General features: G+C 58.1%; 16 protein-coding genes. 15 read left to right on the forward strand and 1 reads right to left on the reverse strand.

Going from position 1 to position 15874, the window contains the following annotated elements; translation table 11 throughout:
- Positions 1–93: 93 nt before the first annotated feature.
- Positions 94–765, forward strand: coding sequence for a 7-carboxy-7-deazaguanine synthase QueE (gene queE / locus EH206_RS04375; protein ID WP_009111611.1), 672 nt, complete (start codon positions 94–96; stop codon positions 763–765).
- A gap of 151 nt (positions 766–916) precedes the next feature.
- On the opposite strand, the gene queD is transcribed toward queE, so the two are convergent.
- Positions 917–1279, reverse strand: coding sequence for a 6-carboxytetrahydropterin synthase QueD (gene queD, locus EH206_RS04380; RefSeq protein ID WP_009111612.1), 363 nt, complete (start codon positions 1277–1279; stop codon positions 917–919).
- 351 nt (positions 1280–1630) lie between these two features.
- Here queD and cysJ point away from each other — a divergent pair, with 351 nt between their 5' ends.
- The 14 genes from cysJ to nlpD all read left to right on the forward strand — a co-directional run bounded on the left by cysJ (position 1631) and on the right by nlpD (position 15829).
- Positions 1631–3469, forward strand: a complete 1839-nt coding sequence (cysJ, locus tag EH206_RS04385) for an NADPH-dependent assimilatory sulfite reductase flavoprotein subunit (RefSeq protein WP_040342887.1) — start codon at positions 1631–1633, stop codon at positions 3467–3469.
- Positions 3469–5202 carry an assimilatory sulfite reductase (NADPH) hemoprotein subunit gene (cysI, locus tag EH206_RS04390; protein WP_009111614.1) on the forward strand — a complete coding sequence of 578 codons (1734 nt, stop codon included), beginning with the start codon at positions 3469–3471 and terminating at the stop codon, positions 5200–5202. Before cysJ ends, cysI begins: the two co-directional genes overlap by 1 nt.
- A gap of 12 nt (positions 5203–5214) precedes the next feature.
- Positions 5215–5949, forward strand: a complete 735-nt coding sequence (locus tag EH206_RS04395) for a phosphoadenylyl-sulfate reductase (protein ID WP_009111615.1) — start codon at positions 5215–5217, stop codon at positions 5947–5949.
- 273 nt (positions 5950–6222) lie between these two features.
- Positions 6223–7659, forward strand: a complete 1437-nt coding sequence (cysG, locus tag EH206_RS04400) for a siroheme synthase CysG (RefSeq protein ID WP_009111616.1) — start codon at positions 6223–6225, stop codon at positions 7657–7659.
- A 9-nt stretch (positions 7660–7668) separates the two neighbouring features.
- Positions 7669–8577 (forward strand): sulfate adenylyltransferase subunit CysD, encoded by a 909-nt coding sequence (gene cysD, locus EH206_RS04405; protein ID WP_009111617.1) that lies wholly within the window; start codon positions 7669–7671, stop codon positions 8575–8577.
- 11 nt (positions 8578–8588) lie between these two features.
- Entirely contained in the window at positions 8589–10049 is a 1461-nt protein-coding gene (cysN, locus tag EH206_RS04410) for a sulfate adenylyltransferase subunit CysN (RefSeq protein ID WP_009111618.1), read from the forward strand.
- Positions 10049–10678: an adenylyl-sulfate kinase gene (gene cysC / locus EH206_RS04415; RefSeq protein ID WP_009111619.1), complete on the forward strand. Its 630-nt coding sequence runs from the start codon at positions 10049–10051 to the stop codon at positions 10676–10678. The genes cysN and cysC overlap by 1 nt, the downstream gene beginning before the upstream one ends.
- Positions 10679–10726: 48 nt before the next feature.
- The gene (locus EH206_RS04420; protein ID WP_009111620.1) at positions 10727–11053 is read left to right on the forward strand and encodes a DUF3561 family protein; all 327 of its coding nucleotides are present in this window, start codon (positions 10727–10729) and stop codon (positions 11051–11053) included.
- A gap of 124 nt (positions 11054–11177) precedes the next feature.
- Positions 11178–11504 (forward strand): cell division protein FtsB, encoded by a 327-nt coding sequence (ftsB, locus tag EH206_RS04425; RefSeq protein WP_009111621.1) that lies wholly within the window; start codon positions 11178–11180, stop codon positions 11502–11504.
- 3 nt (positions 11505–11507) lie between these two features.
- Positions 11508–12224: a 2-C-methyl-D-erythritol 4-phosphate cytidylyltransferase gene (gene ispD / locus EH206_RS04430; protein WP_009111622.1), complete on the forward strand. Its 717-nt coding sequence runs from the start codon at positions 11508–11510 to the stop codon at positions 12222–12224.
- A gap of 20 nt (positions 12225–12244) precedes the next feature.
- Positions 12245–12742 carry a 2-C-methyl-D-erythritol 2,4-cyclodiphosphate synthase gene (gene ispF / locus EH206_RS04435; protein WP_009111623.1) on the forward strand — a complete coding sequence of 166 codons (498 nt, stop codon included), beginning with the start codon at positions 12245–12247 and terminating at the stop codon, positions 12740–12742.
- 2 nt (positions 12743–12744) lie between these two features.
- Complete coding sequence (gene truD / locus EH206_RS04440; protein ID WP_009111624.1) at positions 12745–13791, forward strand: tRNA pseudouridine(13) synthase TruD; 1047 nt, start codon at positions 12745–12747, stop codon at positions 13789–13791.
- Between the two features lie 127 nt (positions 13792–13918).
- Entirely contained in the window at positions 13919–14545 is a 627-nt protein-coding gene (locus EH206_RS04445) for a protein-L-isoaspartate(D-aspartate) O-methyltransferase (protein ID WP_009111625.1), read from the forward strand.
- A 276-nt stretch (positions 14546–14821) separates the two neighbouring features.
- On the forward strand, positions 14822–15829 hold the full coding sequence (nlpD, locus tag EH206_RS04450) for a murein hydrolase activator NlpD (RefSeq protein ID WP_040342888.1): 1008 nt from the start codon (positions 14822–14824) through the stop codon (positions 15827–15829).
- Positions 15830–15874: the final 45 nt, after the last annotated feature.

The following is a 15874-nucleotide window of genomic DNA, read 5'->3' on the forward strand; positions in this document are numbered from 1 at the left end:
AGCGCCGGCCGCACGACAATCGCGGCGCAAGGTTTGGCGTGTTATCGGCGATCTGCGATAATGCGTTTTTAAGTAACCGGTATAGTGAAAAACATGCAGTACCCGATTAATGAAATGTTCCAGACGTTACAGGGAGAAGGCTATTTTACCGGCGTTCCGGCGGTGTTTGTGCGCCTACAGGGGTGTCCGGTCGGCTGTAGCTGGTGCGATACCAAACATACCTGGGACAAACTGGCGCAGCGGGAAATTCCGCTGGATCAGGTGCTGGTGAAAACGCAGGAAAACGACGGCTGGGGCGCAGCCAGCGCCGAAGACGTTCTGGCGCTGATCGCGAGCGAAGGCTATACCGCGCGCCATATCGTCATCACCGGCGGAGAACCCTGCATTCACGATCTGGCGCCGCTGACGCTGCTGCTGGAAAAACAGGGGTTTAGCTGCCAGATAGAAACCAGCGGCACCCATGAGGTGCGCTGCTCGCCCAAAACCTGGGTGACGGTTTCCCCGAAGGTGAATATGCGCGGCGGCATGAAGGTTATCGATCAGGCATTGCAGCGGGCGGATGAGATTAAGCATCCGGTCGCCCGCGAGCGGGATATCGAGGCGCTGGACGCCCTGCTGGCCCGGCTGGAAGATGACAAGCCGCGCATTGTGGCGCTACAGCCCATCAGTCAGAAAGCGGAGGCGACCAAACTGTGCATCGCCACCTGTATCGCCCGCAACTGGCGGCTTTCCATGCAAACGCATAAGTATTTGCATATCGCCTAGTCCTGCCAATCCGTTATCCCGGCTATGACCCCACCCCGACCCTTCTCAAGGGAGGGAGTAAGTTAGCTCCTCCCCCTGTGAAGGGGGAGGCCGGGGTTAAAGCCGGAAGGGATCTGTTTTTTGAACGCTCCGCGTGGTTTGAGATGCCCGCTTACTCGCCCTTATACACACAGCCCGCGGTGCAGGTTTCTTTTACCATCACTGCGCTCAGTTCAGGCAATACGGGTTTTACCTGTTGCCAGATCCACTGGGCCAGCACTTCGCTGGTGGGATTCTCCAGACCGGGAATATCATTCAGGTAGTGATGATCCAGCCTTTCCCACGTAGGTTTAAACGCGGCTTTTAATTCGGCGAAATCCATCACCCAGCCGGTATACGCATCCACTTCGCCGGTAATTTCCAGCCGAACCATAAAGGAGTGTCCGTGCAGGCGTCCGCATTTATGCCCGGCCGGAACGTGGGGCAGGCGGTGAGCGGCTTCGAACTGAAAATCTTTAAATAGCGTGGTAGCCATGGCGATGATCCCGGTTTCTCAAAAATAGCTTTTCAAATTACGACTCAAAAACCGTCGCATACTACCGGAAATTGCCCTGTGAAGCACCTATCTCCACGGTTCGGGAAAGCGCCGCCGGCATTTCCGCGCGCAGGCTTATCGTCCGGCTGTGCCGGGCGGCGCGGTAACACACGGCCTATAACACTTTAGGCAATAAGGATTATCAGAAAAACCATTTAGTCATTTTGGTTATTTTATATGTCCATCATTTCTTTAATTGTTAAGATGCGGGTGGTTACCCTTAGATTCCATTCACTTTTATCGCATGAATTGTATTACCCCGGTCATAAGCACAAGGAAATAGAGATCATAATGACAACTCCGGTTTCTCCGACTCCGTTGCTCCCGTTGAGTGCGGAGCAATTAACGCGTCTACAGGCGGCGACCGGTGATTTTTCACCCACGCAGCTGGCCTGGCTGTCAGGTTATTTTTGGGGCCTGCTACAGCAGCCGACGGGACAACAACTGCCCGGCGCGGCGCCGACCGCCGCGAGTGCGGGGGCATCGTCGACGATCTCGGTTCCCGTTCCAAGCATCACCCTGATTTCCGCCTCGCAGACCGGCAATGCCCGGCGGGTGGCCGAACAGCTGCGCGATGATCTGCTGAGCGCCAAGCTGGCGGTGAATCTGGTGAACGCCGGCGACTACAAATTCAAGCAAATCGCCCAGGAAAAACTGCTGCTGATTGTGACCTCGACCCAGGGGGAAGGGGAGCCGCCGGAGGAAGCCGTGGCGTTGCATAAGTTCCTGTTATCCAAAAAAGCGCCGCAGCTGAAAGAGACCGCCTTCGCGGTGTTCGGGCTGGGCGATACCTCCTACGAATTCTTCAGCAAGGCCGGCAAGGACTTCGACGGCCGTCTGGCCGAGCTGGGCGCGGAGCGGCTGCTGGATCGCGTTGATGCCGATGTGGATTATCAGGCGCAGGCGGAGCAATGGCGCCGCCAGATGGTGGATGTGCTTCAGGCGCGGGCGCCCGCGCAGGGCGAGGCGGTGGCCCAGGCCAGCGCCGGCGGCGCGCTGGATGAAATCACCAGCAGCCCTTACAGCAAGGAAGCGCCGCTACAGGCGCTGTTGGCGGTTAATCAGAAAATCACCGGCCGCAATTCGGAAAAAGACGTGCGCCATATTGAAATCGATCTGGGCGATTCCGGCCTGCGCTACCAACCGGGAGACGCGCTGGGCGTCTGGTTTGAAAACGACCCGGCGCTGGTACAGGAACTGCTTGAGCTACTATGGTTGAAAGGGGATGAGCCGGTAAGCGTCGACGGTAAAACGCTGCCGTTGACGCAGGCGCTGCTCAGCTATTTTGAACTGACGCAGAATACGGCGCCGATTGTGGAAAAATATGCCGCCCTGGCGCGCGATGAAACGCTGCTGGCGCTGGCGAGCGATAAGCCCGCGCTACAGCGGTACGCCCAGCGTACGCCGCTGGTGGATATGGTGCGCCAGGCGCCGGCGGAACTGAGCGCCGAGCAGTTGGTCGGCCTATTGCGTCCGCTGACGCCGCGCCTGTATTCCATCGCCTCTTCGCAGGCGGAAATGGAAAGCGAAGTGCATATAACGGTGGGCGTGGTGCGCTATGACGTCGACGGCCGTCCCCGCACCGGCGGCGCGTCCGGCTATCTGGCCGATCGGCTGCAGGAAGACGACGCCGTTCGGGTATTTATCGAACATAACGATAATTTCCGCCTGCCCGCCAACCCGGATGCACCGGTGATCATGATTGGACCCGGCACCGGCATCGCCCCGTTCCGCGCCTTTATGCAACAGCGCGAGGCCGATGGCGCCGGCGGCAAGAACTGGCTGTTTTTCGGCAATCCGCACTTTACCGAAGATTTCCTCTATCAGGTTGAATGGCAGCGTTATGTGAAAGAGGGGCTGCTGACCCATATCGATCTGGCCTGGTCGCGCGATCAGGCGCACAAGATTTACGTACAGGACAAACTGCGGGAAAAAGGCGCGGAAGTCTGGCGCTGGCTGCAGGATGGCGCCCATATTTATGTCTGCGGCGATGCCAATCGCATGGCGAAAGACGTCGAGCAGGCGTTGCTGGACGTGGTGGCCGAGCACGGTGGCATGGATACCGAGCAGGCCGACGAATTTTTGAGTGATTTGCGCCTTGAGCGCCGTTATCAGCGAGATGTGTACTAATGAGTGAAAAATTGTCTACAAGTGAAAAACATCCCGGCCCGTTAGTGGTGGAAGGGAAACTCGCTGATGCCGAACGTCTTAAGAAGGAAAGCAATTTTCTGCGCGGCACCATCGCCGATGATTTACAGGACGGCCTGACCGGCGGTTTCAACGGCGATAACTTTTTGCTGATCCGTTTTCACGGCATGTATCAGCAGGATGACCGCGACATCCGCGCCGAACGCGCCGTGCAGAAACTGGAGCCGCGCCATGCCATGATGCTGCGCTGCCGTTTGCCGGGCGGGGTCATTACGCCCGCACAGTGGCTGGGGATTGATAAATTCGCCGCCGACAACACGCTGTACGGCAGTATCCGGCTGACCAACCGCCAGACGTTCCAGTTTCACGGCATTCTAAAACCGAATGTGAAACCGGCGCACAAGCTGCTGAACAGCGTGGGGCTGGACTCGCTGGCGACGGCCAACGACGTTAACCGCAACGTGATGTGTACCTCGAACCCGGTGGAGTCCGAACTGCATCAGCAGGCGTATGCGTGGGCGAAGAAAATTTCTGAACATCTCCTGCCGCGCACTCGCGCCTATGCCGAGATCTGGCTGGATCAGGAGAAGGTTGAGACCACGGACGAGGAGCCGATTCTGGGGGCGACCTATCTGCCGCGCAAGTTCAAGACCACCGTGGTGATCCCGCCGCAAAACGATGTGGATCTGCACGCCAACGATCTCAACTTTATCGCCATTGCCGATAACGGCCGGCTGGTGGGGTTCAACGTGCTGGTGGGCGGCGGGCTGTCGATCGCCCACGGCGATAAGGCGACCTATGCGCGCACCGCCAGCGAACTGGGCTATATTCCGGTTGAACATACGCTGGAAATCGCCGAAGCGGTGGTCACCACCCAGCGCGACTGGGGGAATCGCACCAACCGCAAAAACGCCAAAACCAAGTACACGCTGGAGCGCGTGGGCGTGGAGACCTTCAAACAGGAAGTGGAAAGGCGCGCCGGCGTGAAGTTTGAAGCCATTCGTCCGTATGAATTTACCGGCCGCGGCGATCGCATCGGCTGGGTGAAAGGCATCGATAACAAATGGCATCTGACGCTGTTTATCGAAAACGGCCGTATTCTTGACTATCCCGGCCGCCCGTTAAAAACCGGGCTGGCGGAAATTGCTAAAATCCATAAAGGCGATTTCCGTCTGACGGCGAACCAGAATCTGATCGTCGCCGGGGTGCCGACGCGCAGCAAGGCGAAGATTGAAGCGCTGGCGCGCCAGCACGGTCTGATAGACGACGCGGTGACGGAACAGCGTAAAAACTCCATGGCCTGCGTCTCCTATCCCACCTGTCCGCTGGCGATGGCGGAAGCGGAACGTTTCCTGCCGGAGTTTGTGACCAAGGTTGAAAATATCATGCAGCAGCATGGCGTGGGGGACGAACATATCATCCTGCGCGTGACCGGGTGCCCCAACGGCTGCGGCCGGGCGTTGCTGGCGGAGATCGGCCTGGTAGGGAAAGCCATCGGACGCTATAACCTGCATCTGGGCGGCAACCGCGAGGGGACGAGGATCCCGCGCATGTACCGCGAGAACATCAACGAGGCGGAAATCCTCGGCGAAATAGATCGGCTTGTCGGGCGCTGGGCGAAAGAGCGCAATGAGAATGAAGGCTTTGGCGATTTCACCATCCGTGCCAATATCATTAAACCGGTGCTGGATCCGGCGCGTGACTTCTATGACTGACAGGAGATCCTGATGGCTGAGCTTAATCTCGAAACGCTTAATGCGTTACCCAAAGCGGAGCAGGCGGAGGCGCTGGCGGCGGTTAACCATCGGCTGGAGACACTGTCCGCGCAGGAGCGGGTAAGCTGGGCGCTGGAAAATCTGCCGGGGGAGTACGTGCTCTCCTCCAGCTTTGGCATTCAGGCCGCGGTGTCCCTGCATCTGGTGACGCGGCAGCGGCCCGATATCCCGGTGATCCTGACCGATACCGGCTATCTTTTCCCGGAAACCTATCAGTTTATCGATGCCTTGTCCGAGCAGTTGCAGCTCAACCTTCAGGTATACCGCGCGGCGCTGTCGCCCGCCTGGCAGGAGGCGCGCTTCGGTAAACTGTGGGAGCAGGGGGTGGAGGGCATCGAGCGCTACAATCAACTGAACAAGGTGGAACCGATGAACCGGGCGTTAAGCGAGCTTGGGGCGCAAACCTGGTTTGCCGGCCTGCGGCGCGAACAGTCCGCCAGTCGCGGCCATCTGCCGGTTTTGGCGCTGCAGCGCGGGGTGTTCAAGCTGCTGCCGATTATCGACTGGGATAACCGCCAGGTGTATCAGTACCTGAAACAAAACGGGTTGAGCTATCATCCGTTGTGGGATCAGGGGTATTTATCCGTGGGCGACACCCATACCACCCGTAAATGGGAACCCGGCATGAGCGAAGAGGAAACCCGCTTTTTCGGCCTGAAGCGCGAATGCGGGCTGCACGAAGAGTGAATGGCGGAGCCGGGCATTTGCCCGGTTCAGCGTGTGATAAAGTTCGATATTAGGGAGAGCGTAGCGAGGGGGCGTAGCGGCGTAAGCCGCCGGAGCGCCCCTCGTTACGGTAGGCCCGGGTATCGCTGGCCAACAGGCTACTGCCCGCAATCTATGCCGGCTTTTCCCGGGTTATTCCATTACGGAACTTGTCATTCCAATTCGGCATTTCATAAGTGTTCTATCGGCACCGTATAGTCGCTTTATCTATTTTTTATATTTGTTAAGGCAATTGTGAACTATCTCCCTTTGTTCGCTGACCTTCGGCAACGTCCGGTGCTGGTGGTAGGCGGCGGCGACGTGGCCGCGCGTAAAATCGATCTGCTGCAACGCGCCGGCGCCGAGGTAAAGGTGGTGGCGCAGTCGTTGTCGGCGAACCTGGCCGAACGGCATCAGGCGGGGCGTATTCAATGGCTGGCGCAGCGTTTTACGCCGGAGTTGCTGTCCGGCGTGTTTCTGGTTATCGCCGCCACCGATGACGCAGAGCTTAACGCTGCCGTATCCGACGCCGCCAACCAGCGCCATCTATTGGTGAACGTGGTGGACGACCAGCCGAAGTGTTCTTTTATTTTCCCATCGATTGTCGATCGTTCGCCGCTGATGGTGGCGATCTCTTCCGGTGGGCAGGCGCCGGTGCTGGCGCGCCTGCTGCGTGAAAAGCTGGAGGCGCTGCTGCCGGCCAGTCTGGGAACCATGGCGCAGCTCGCCGGCGGCTGGCGCGAGCGGATCAAACAACGCCTGCATACCATCGGCGATCGCCGGCGTTTCTGGGAGCGTCTGTTCTCCGGGCGCTTCTCCAGCCTGGTGGCGGCGGGGCAGCTGTCGCAGGCGGAAGAGGAACTGCAAAAGCAGTTGGAACAACAGCGGCATGCGCAACGCCAGCCGGCGGAGGAGCGGGGGGAGGTGGCGCTGGTGGGCGCCGGTCCCGGCGATGCCGGGTTATTGACGCTGCGCGGCTTGCAGGTTATTCAGCAGGCGGATGTGGTGCTTTACGACCAACTGGTCAGCGCGGACATTCTGGAACTGGTGCGCCGCGATGCCGAACGCATTTGCGTGGGCAAGCGCGCCGGCGCCCACTCGGTGACCCAGGAGGAGATTAACCGGTTATTGATCTCACTGGCGCGACAGGGCAAGCGGGTGGTGCGGCTGAAAGGCGGCGACCCGTTTATTTTCGGGCGCGGCGGCGAAGAGCTGCAACAGGTGGCGCAGGCGGGCATCTCCTTCCAGGTGGTGCCGGGGGTGACCGCGGCGGCCGGCGCCACCGCCTATGCCGGCATCCCGCTGACGCACCGGGATTACGCCCAGAGCGTGGTGTTTATCACCGGGCATTGCCGGCCGGACGGCGACGCGCTGGACTGGTCGACGCTGGCGCGCGGGCGTCAGACGCTGGCGATTTATATGGGCACGGTGAAGGCGGCCGAAATCGCCCGGCAATTGATCGCCCACGGCCGCGCCGCCGAGACGCCGGTGGCGGTGATCGGTCGGGGAACGCGGCACGATCAGCAAGTGCTGACGGGCACGTTGCGGCAGTTGGAACAATTGGCCCGGCAGGCGCCGACCCCGGCCCTGTTGGTGATTGGCGAAGTGGTGAATCTGCACCATCAGATCGCCTGGTTTGGTCAACTGACGGCGCGGCCGGAGAGTCGGCCGGCGGTAGTGAATTTGGCTTAAGGAATGGTTATGGACGAGAAACGACTTACTCATTTACGGCAGTTAGAGGCCGAGAGCATTCATATCATCCGCGAGGTGGCGGCGGAGTTCGCCAACCCGGTGATGATGTATTCGATCGGTAAAGACTCTTCGGTCATGCTGCATCTGGCGCGTAAGGCATTCTTTCCCGGATCGCTGCCGTTCCCGCTGCTGCATGTGGATACCGGTTGGAAATTCCGCGAAATGTATGAATTTCGCGACCGCACGGCGAAAGCGTACGGCTGCGAGCTGCTGGTGCACCGCAACCCGCAGGGCGAGGCGCTCGGCATCAACCCGTTTATCCACGGCAGCGCCAAGCATACCGATATCATGAAAACCGAGGGATTAAAGCAGGCGCTGGATAAATACGGCTTTGACGCCGCTTTCGGCGGCGCGCGGCGCGATGAGGAAAAATCCCGCGCCAAAGAGCGTATTTATTCGTTCCGCGACCGTTTTCACCGCTGGGATCCCAAAAGTCAGCGCCCGGAGCTGTGGCATAACTACAACGGCCAGATCAACAAGGGCGAAAGCATTCGCGTATTCCCGCTGTCCAACTGGACCGAGCTGGATATCTGGCAGTACATCTATCTGGAAAATATCGATATTGTTCCGCTCTATCTGGCCGCCGAGCGGCCGGTTCTGGAACGTGACGGCATGCTGCTGATGGTGGATGACGACCGTATCGACCTGCAACCGGGCGAAGTGATCGAACAGCGCATGGTGCGTTTCCGCACCCTGGGCTGCTGGCCGCTGACCGGCGCGGTGGAATCCAACGCGCAAACGCTGCCGGAAATTATCGAAGAGATGCTGATTTCCACCACCAGCGAGCGCCAGGGACGGATGATTGACCGCGATCAGTCCGGTTCAATGGAGTTGAAAAAGCGTCAAGGGTATTTCTGAGGAGTCGTCGAATGAACCAGGTTGTGGCAAAAGATACGGTTGTAATAAATAGTGTAATTGCGAAACAAATTGCTGAGCAGGGAGGCGTCGAAGCCTATCTGCACGCTCAGCAGGACAAAACCCTGCTGCGTTTTCTGACCTGCGGCAGCGTCGACGACGGTAAAAGTACCCTGATCGGCCGTTTACTGCACGATACCCGGCAGATTTACGAAGATCAGCTCACCACGCTGCACAGCGATAGTAAGCGCCTGGGCACGCAGGGGGAAAAGCTGGATCTGGCGTTGCTGGTGGACGGCCTGCAGGCGGAGCGCGAGCAGGGCATTACCATTGATGTCGCCTACCGCTATTTCTCGACGGAAAAACGCAAATTTATTATTGCCGATACGCCGGGGCATGAGCAGTACACCCGCAATATGGCGACGGGCGCCTCCACCTGCGAACTGGCGATCCTGCTAATCGATGCGCGCAAGGGCGTGCTCGATCAGACCCGGCGGCACAGCTTTATCGCCACCCTGCTGGGGATCCGCGATCTGGTGGTCGCGGTAAACAAAATGGATCTGGTGAATTACCAGCAGGCGGTATTTGAACAGTTCAAACAGGACTATCTGGATTTCGCCCAGCAGTTGCCCACCGATCTGAACATCACCTTTGTGCCGATCTCCGCGCTGGACGGGGATAACGTCGCCACGCCGAGCGCCGCGATGAGCTGGTACAGCGGCCCGACGCTGCTGGACGTGCTGGAAACGGTCAACGTGGCGCAGCGCAGCCTCAAACTGCCGATGCGTTTCCCGGTGCAGTACGTGAACCGCCCGAATCTCGACTTCCGCGGCTACGCCGGCACCCTGGCGTCCGGCACGATACAGGTGGGGCAACGGGTTAAAGTGCTGCCTTCCGGGGTGGAATCGACCGTCAGCCGCATCGTCACCTTTGACGGCGACCTGCAGCAGGCGCAGGCCGGCGAAGCCATCACCCTGGTGCTGGCGGATGAAATCGACGTCAGCCGCGGCGATCTACTGGTTGATGGCGGCGAAACCCTGAAGGCGGTGCAGAATGCGCTGGTGGATATCGTCTGGATGGCGGAACAGCCGCTGGTGCCGGGGCAGAGTTACGACATCAAGGTCGGCGGCAAGAAAGCCCGCGCCCGGGTCGAGAATATCCAGTATCAGGTTGAAATCAATACCCTGACGCAGCGGGTGGCGGAAAATCTGCCGCTGAACGGCATCGGGCTGGTTGAACTGACGTTTGACGAACCTCTGGTGCTGGACAACTATCAGCAGAATCACGTTACCGGCGGCATGATCCTGATCGATCGCCTGAGCAACGTCACCGTTGGCGCCGGGCTGGTGCGCGAGGTCATTGAACAGACCTACCAGGAACCTGGGGCTTACAGCGCCTTTGAGCTGGAGCTGAATGCGCTGGTGCGCCGCCACTTCCCGCATTGGGGCGCCCGTGACCTGCTGGGAGGGAAATAATGTCCCGACGCCCGCCGTCTTCACCGTCGCCCGCCGATGAGAACGTCGTCTGGCATCCGCACGTTGTGTCGCGTCAGGAGCGCGAGCGCCTGCACGGCCACCGGGGCGTGGTGATCTGGTTTACCGGGCTTTCCGGCTCGGGTAAATCGACGCTGGCCGGCGCGCTGGAGCAGGCGCTGCATCAACATGGCGTCAGCACCTATTTGCTGGACGGCGATAACGTCCGTCACGGCCTGTGCCGCGATTTGGGCTTTAGCGATGACGATCGGCGGGAGAATATCCGCCGCGTCGGCGAAGTCGCCAAACTGATGGTGGACGCCGGCCTGGTGGTGCTGACGGCCTTTATCTCGCCCCATCGCGCGGAGCGTAAAATGGTGCAGGACCTGCTGGCCGAGGGGCAGTTTATCGAAGTTTTCGTCGATACGCCCCTGGCGACCTGCGAGGCTCGCGATCCGAAAGGGCTATACAAGAAGGCGCGGGCGGGAGAACTGCGTAATTTCACCGGAATCGACGCGGTTTATGAAGCGCCGGACGCGCCGGATATTCATCTGGACGGCGAACAATTGGTAACAAATTTGACCGGCCAACTATTAGATCTGCTCAGTCGGCGGGCTATTATCAACCTCTGATGTTTTCTTCCTCGTCTTTGGGCGGGAGGATAAATAAGGGGTGAAATTATGCAAAATGCCACTCAACTGACGATCGGCAAGACCAGAGCGGTGCGGGACGACGACATCCCGCATCCCTTTATCGGAACCGTTGCCGGTTTTTCTTTTTATTGGCTGGCGTTCGCTATTCCCTTTATTGTTTACGGCCCCAACGCCACGTTTTTCTTTATGCTCTATACTTGGCCGTTTTTTCTGGCGCTGATGCCGCTGTCGGTCCTGATGGGGATGGGATGCGGTTTTATGCTGGGCGATAATCTCTGGTCTACCCTGGCGACGACAGGGCTGTCGGTCATTTCCCTGTACTGGCTGATTTTCTCTTTTCTTACCGGCTGGTGATCAAACCGGCCTCGAATTCCCCCCTGTTGCCAGCATCGCGGAAGGATTCTCGCCATCCACAGACAGACAGTGTGGAGTCAAAGCGAAAGTTATGGGATGATTAGGCGGCTTTTCAGGGGGCGGGATGGGAAAACTTACGCTGTTATTATTAATATTACTTGGCTGGCTGCAGTATTCGCTGTGGCTGGGGAAGAATGGTGTCCATGACCACGTGCGGGTTAACGCGGACGTTGTTGTCCAGCAGGGGAACAATGCCAAGCTGAAAGCCCGTAACGAACAACTTTTTGCCGAAATCGATGACCTGAACGGCGGTCAGGAAGCGATTGAAGAGCGCGCGCGCAATGAACTGGGCATGATTAAGCCCGGTGAAAGCTTCTATCGCCTGGTGCCGGAATCCGGGCGCCGCACTGCCACGACCCCGTCATCTTTACCTGACAATACGCCACGCTAACCAATGCTAAAACAGATTGCTTCTCAGCCAGAGGTTGTTGCTGTCTTACCCGCTGCCGGTAACGGCAGCAGGATGCAAAGCGATTGCCCCAAACAGTATTTGACCATCGGTAATAAAACCATTCTTGAGCATGCCATCGAGGCATTATTGTCTCATCCGCGCGTTGTCCGGGCGATCGTCGCCATCAGCCCTGAGGATACCCTTTTTTATTCCTTGCCCATAGCCGCCGATCCGCGCGTCAGCGTGGTGAACGGCGGCAAGCAGCGCGCCGATTCGGTACTGGCGGGGCTGCGGACGATCGCCGATGCCGACTGGGTGCTGGTGCATGACGCCGCCCGGCCCTGTCTGCATCTGGACGATCTTGAGCGGTTGCTGAGTATTACGGCGCACAGCGACGTCGGTGGAATTCTGGCGGCGCCGGTTCGTGATACCATGAAGCGCCGTGCGGGAACGGTGATAGAACACACCGTAGACCGCAGCGAACTGTGGCATGCCCTGACGCCGCAGCTGTTTCCATTAGCGTTACTGAAACGCTGTTTGCAACAGGCTCTGCACGAGGGTGCAACGGTAACCGACGAAGCCTCTGCCCTGGAATATTGCGGTTATCATCCGCAAATCGTCAGCGGGCGAGCGGATAACATCAAAGTAACCCGCCCGGAAGATTTGGCATTGGCCGCGTTTTATTTAACCAACTTGCACCATAATAATTCTATTGAATAAATATATAAGGAGAGTGCGCGATGCGTATCGGCCACGGTTTTGATGTTCATAAATTTGGTGGAGAAGGTCCGCTGGTGATCGGTGGCGTACGTATTCCTTATGCTCAGGGGCTGCTGGCGCACTCCGACGGCGATGTCGTGCTGCATGCGGTGACGGACGCCCTGCTGGGAGCTGCCGCGCTGGGCGATATCGGCAAGCTGTTTCCCGATACCGACGCGGCGTTTAAAGACGCCGACAGCCGCGGCCTGCTGCGTGAAGCCTGGGGGCGGATCGGCGAAAAAGGTTACCGGCTGGGTAATCTGGACGTCACCATTATTGCTCAGGCGCCTAAAATGGCCCCGCATATTGCGCAAATGCGGGTCAATCTGGCGGAAGATTTGCAAAGCCATATGGATAATGTGAACGTCAAAGCCACCACCACCGAACGGCTTGGATTTACCGGCCGTGGTGAAGGCATCGCCTGCGAAGCGGTGGCGTTATTGGTGAAAAGCGAAGCGGGTGAAATCGTCGCATGGTAGACATGACAAACGGCGAACAGCTTACCTGGCTGCATGGCAAACCGCAGGCGTCGGGCGCGCTGAAGTCCACGGCGGAAGATTTCACGGTTATTGAGGATTTGGGTTTTCAGCCGGACGGCGAAGGCGAACATATCCTGACGCGTGTGCGCAAGCGCGGCTGCAATACGCAATTCGTCGCCGAAGCGCTGGCGAAATTTGCCCGCATCCCCGCGCGCGCGGTGAGCTACGCCGGTCTGAAAGACCGCCATGCCGTGACGGAGCAATGGTTTTGCCTGCATATTCCCGGTAAAGAAACCCCTGATTTTAGCCGTTTTACGCTGGAAGGCTGTGAGGTGCTTGAATTTGCGCGTCATCGCCGTAAATTACGGATTGGCGCGCTGCAGGGCAATGATTTTACGCTGATATTACGCCAGATAAGCGATCGGGCGGCGGTGGATGCCCGATTACTGCGGATTGCCCAGGACGGGGTGCCTAACTATTTCGGCAGCCAGCGCTTTGGCAAGAACGGGAATAACCTTGAACAGGCCCGTCTCTGGGCAAACAATGATATTCGGGTTAAAGAGCGCGCTAAACGCGGCTTTTATCTTTCCGCCAGCCGCAGCGCCCTGTTTAATCAGGTCGCCAGTATCCGGCTGGCGCAGCAGCGGGCGAAAACCCTGTTGTGCGGCGACGCTTTACAATTGACCGGCCGCGGCAGCTGGTTCGTCGCCAGGCCGGATGAGCTGGCGGCGTTGCAGGCGCGCCTTGATGCGGGAGAGCTGCAGGTGACCGCGCCGCTGCCGGGCGATGGCGCATTAGGCACGCAGGATGACGCGCTGCTGTTCGAGCAGCAAAGCCTTGTCGGGCAGGAGACGCTGCTGTCTTTATTGCAGCGTGAGCGGGTCGATCCGGCCCGTCGGGCGGTATTGCTGTATCCGCGGCAGATGCGTTGGGCCTGGCAGGATGAGGTAACGGTCGAGCTGAAATTCTGGTTACCGGCGGGAAGTTTCGCCACCAGCGTGGTTCGTGAAATAATGAACCTGCAGCAAGAGATGAATAGCATCGACTGACATGGCGCGGTTTATTTTCCTTGAACGAATGGTTGTGACAACGATGACGGCGGCGACAGTTTTGATCCCATGCGGGGAAAAAGGGCGCATTGACGACAAGGTTAACCAAGGCTGAGGTTAGCGGGGAATGGTGAACAAACGCATGCAAACGTTGCTGGCGCAGCTGCGCCAGCAGGGAATACAGGATGAGCGCCTGCTACGGGCGATGGAAGCCGTGCCCAGGGAACGCTTTGTCGACGAAGCTTTTGAGCATAAAGCTTATGAAAATACGGCGCTGCCTATAGGCTCCGGTCAGACGATTTCGCAACCCTATATGGTGGCGAAAATGACGGAGTTATTGGGTTTGACGCCGGTTTCCCGCGTATTGGAAATTGGCACCGGGTCGGGTTATCAAACGGCGATCCTGGCGCATCTGGTCAAGCACGTCTGTTCCGTCGAGCGCATTAAAGGACTCCAGTGGCAGGCCAAACGTCGTCTTAAACAGCTCGATTTGCATAATGTTTCCACCCGTCATGGCGACGGCTGGCAGGGATGGGCGTCGCGCGGGCCTTTTGACGCCATTATCGTCACCGCCGCGCCGCCGGAAATTCCCCGGGCGTTGCTGGATCAGTTGGATGAAGGCGGCGTGATGGTTTTACCTGTTGGCGAGCGGTCGCAAACGTTGCAGGTGGTTCAACGCCATGCGGGTGAGTTTATTATCCAAACGGTTGAAGCAGTTCGGTTTGTTCCGCTAGTCAAAGGCGAATTAGCCTGATACGGTTGCCGTACGCTGGTTTTGTTGTCGGGAAGCCAAGATTTCAATACAACTGTTTTCTGGTACGAACTTGCTGATATTGCTAGCATTAGGTGACGGTTTTTGTCTCTCCGGTTTTACTTATGCGCCAATTGATAAAGAAAAGGCGCCTTTCTCGTTCCGACTGACGAACAACATGCCCGATCTCAGCTATGCTGCAAGGGATGTGAGGCACAAATGTCTGAACTGATTACTGAATTTTATAGTTATGGGGGAGTAAGGCGCATGGGATGCCGAATGATTAATTTGCGTCAGATCGCTGCTTGTACGGCTGTTATCTTAGGGTTGGCCGGATGTTCCAACAATGATTCCAAATCTGCGCCGATCAGCAGCGTCGGCGGAAATGCGGGCGGTAGCAGAGGCGGCGTACTGTCTGCTTCCCCACAGATAACGAGTTCGGGTCAGTCGGCGGTGGCCACTCGCGACGGCCGTATCGTTTATAATCGCAGCTATGACAACATTCCCAAGGGCAGCTATAGCGGCGGTAATACCTATACCGTTAAACGGGGAGATACCCTGTTTTATATCGCCTGGATTACCGGCAACGACTACCGGGATCTTGCCCAGCGCAATAATATTCCGCAACCTTATAGCCTGAATGTCGGCCAGACGTTGAATCTGGGCAACACCGTGCCGGGCAGCATAAACAACAGCGGCGGCGCGCTGGCGGCAAGGGATGCGACGACGAGCGGCGTGCCTATTCCGCCTTCCAGTAGCCAAATACAAACTACGCCGGTTGATTCTCAGTCAACGAACGCGTATTCTGATAACTCGGGTAAACAGAATGTAGGTAAGATGTTACCTACAACAGGGGCGCCAGCGACGGCTCCTGTTACCGCACCAGCGGCTGTTGCCAGCGGCAATACGGCCGCTGTCGGCAGTTGGCGTTGGCCCACCGAAGGGAAAGTCATTGATAGTTTCTCCGCATCCGAAGGGGGAAATAAAGGGATTGATATCGCCGGCTCACGTGGGCAATCCATCATAGCTACCGCCAGCGGGCGCGTAGTATATGCCGGCAACGCTCTGCGAGGTTACGGTAATCTGATAATCATCAAACATAATGATGACTACCTGAGTGCCTACGCCCATAACGAAAATATGCTGGTCCGGGAGCAACAAGAGGTCACGGCGGGGCAGAAAATCGCTACCATGGGTAGCACCGGTACCAGTTCGGTTCGTTTGCATTTTGAAATTCGTTACAAGGGGAAATCCGTAAACCCGCTGCGTTTTCTTCCGCAGCGATAAATCGGGCGGAATATTGCGGTATTCTGCCATGGGATCACGGGTAGG

Origin of the sequence: Brenneria nigrifluens DSM 30175 = ATCC 13028 (assembly GCF_005484965.1) — a bacterium.
In the GTDB taxonomy this organism is placed as follows: domain Bacteria; phylum Pseudomonadota; class Gammaproteobacteria; order Enterobacterales; family Enterobacteriaceae; genus Brenneria; species Brenneria nigrifluens.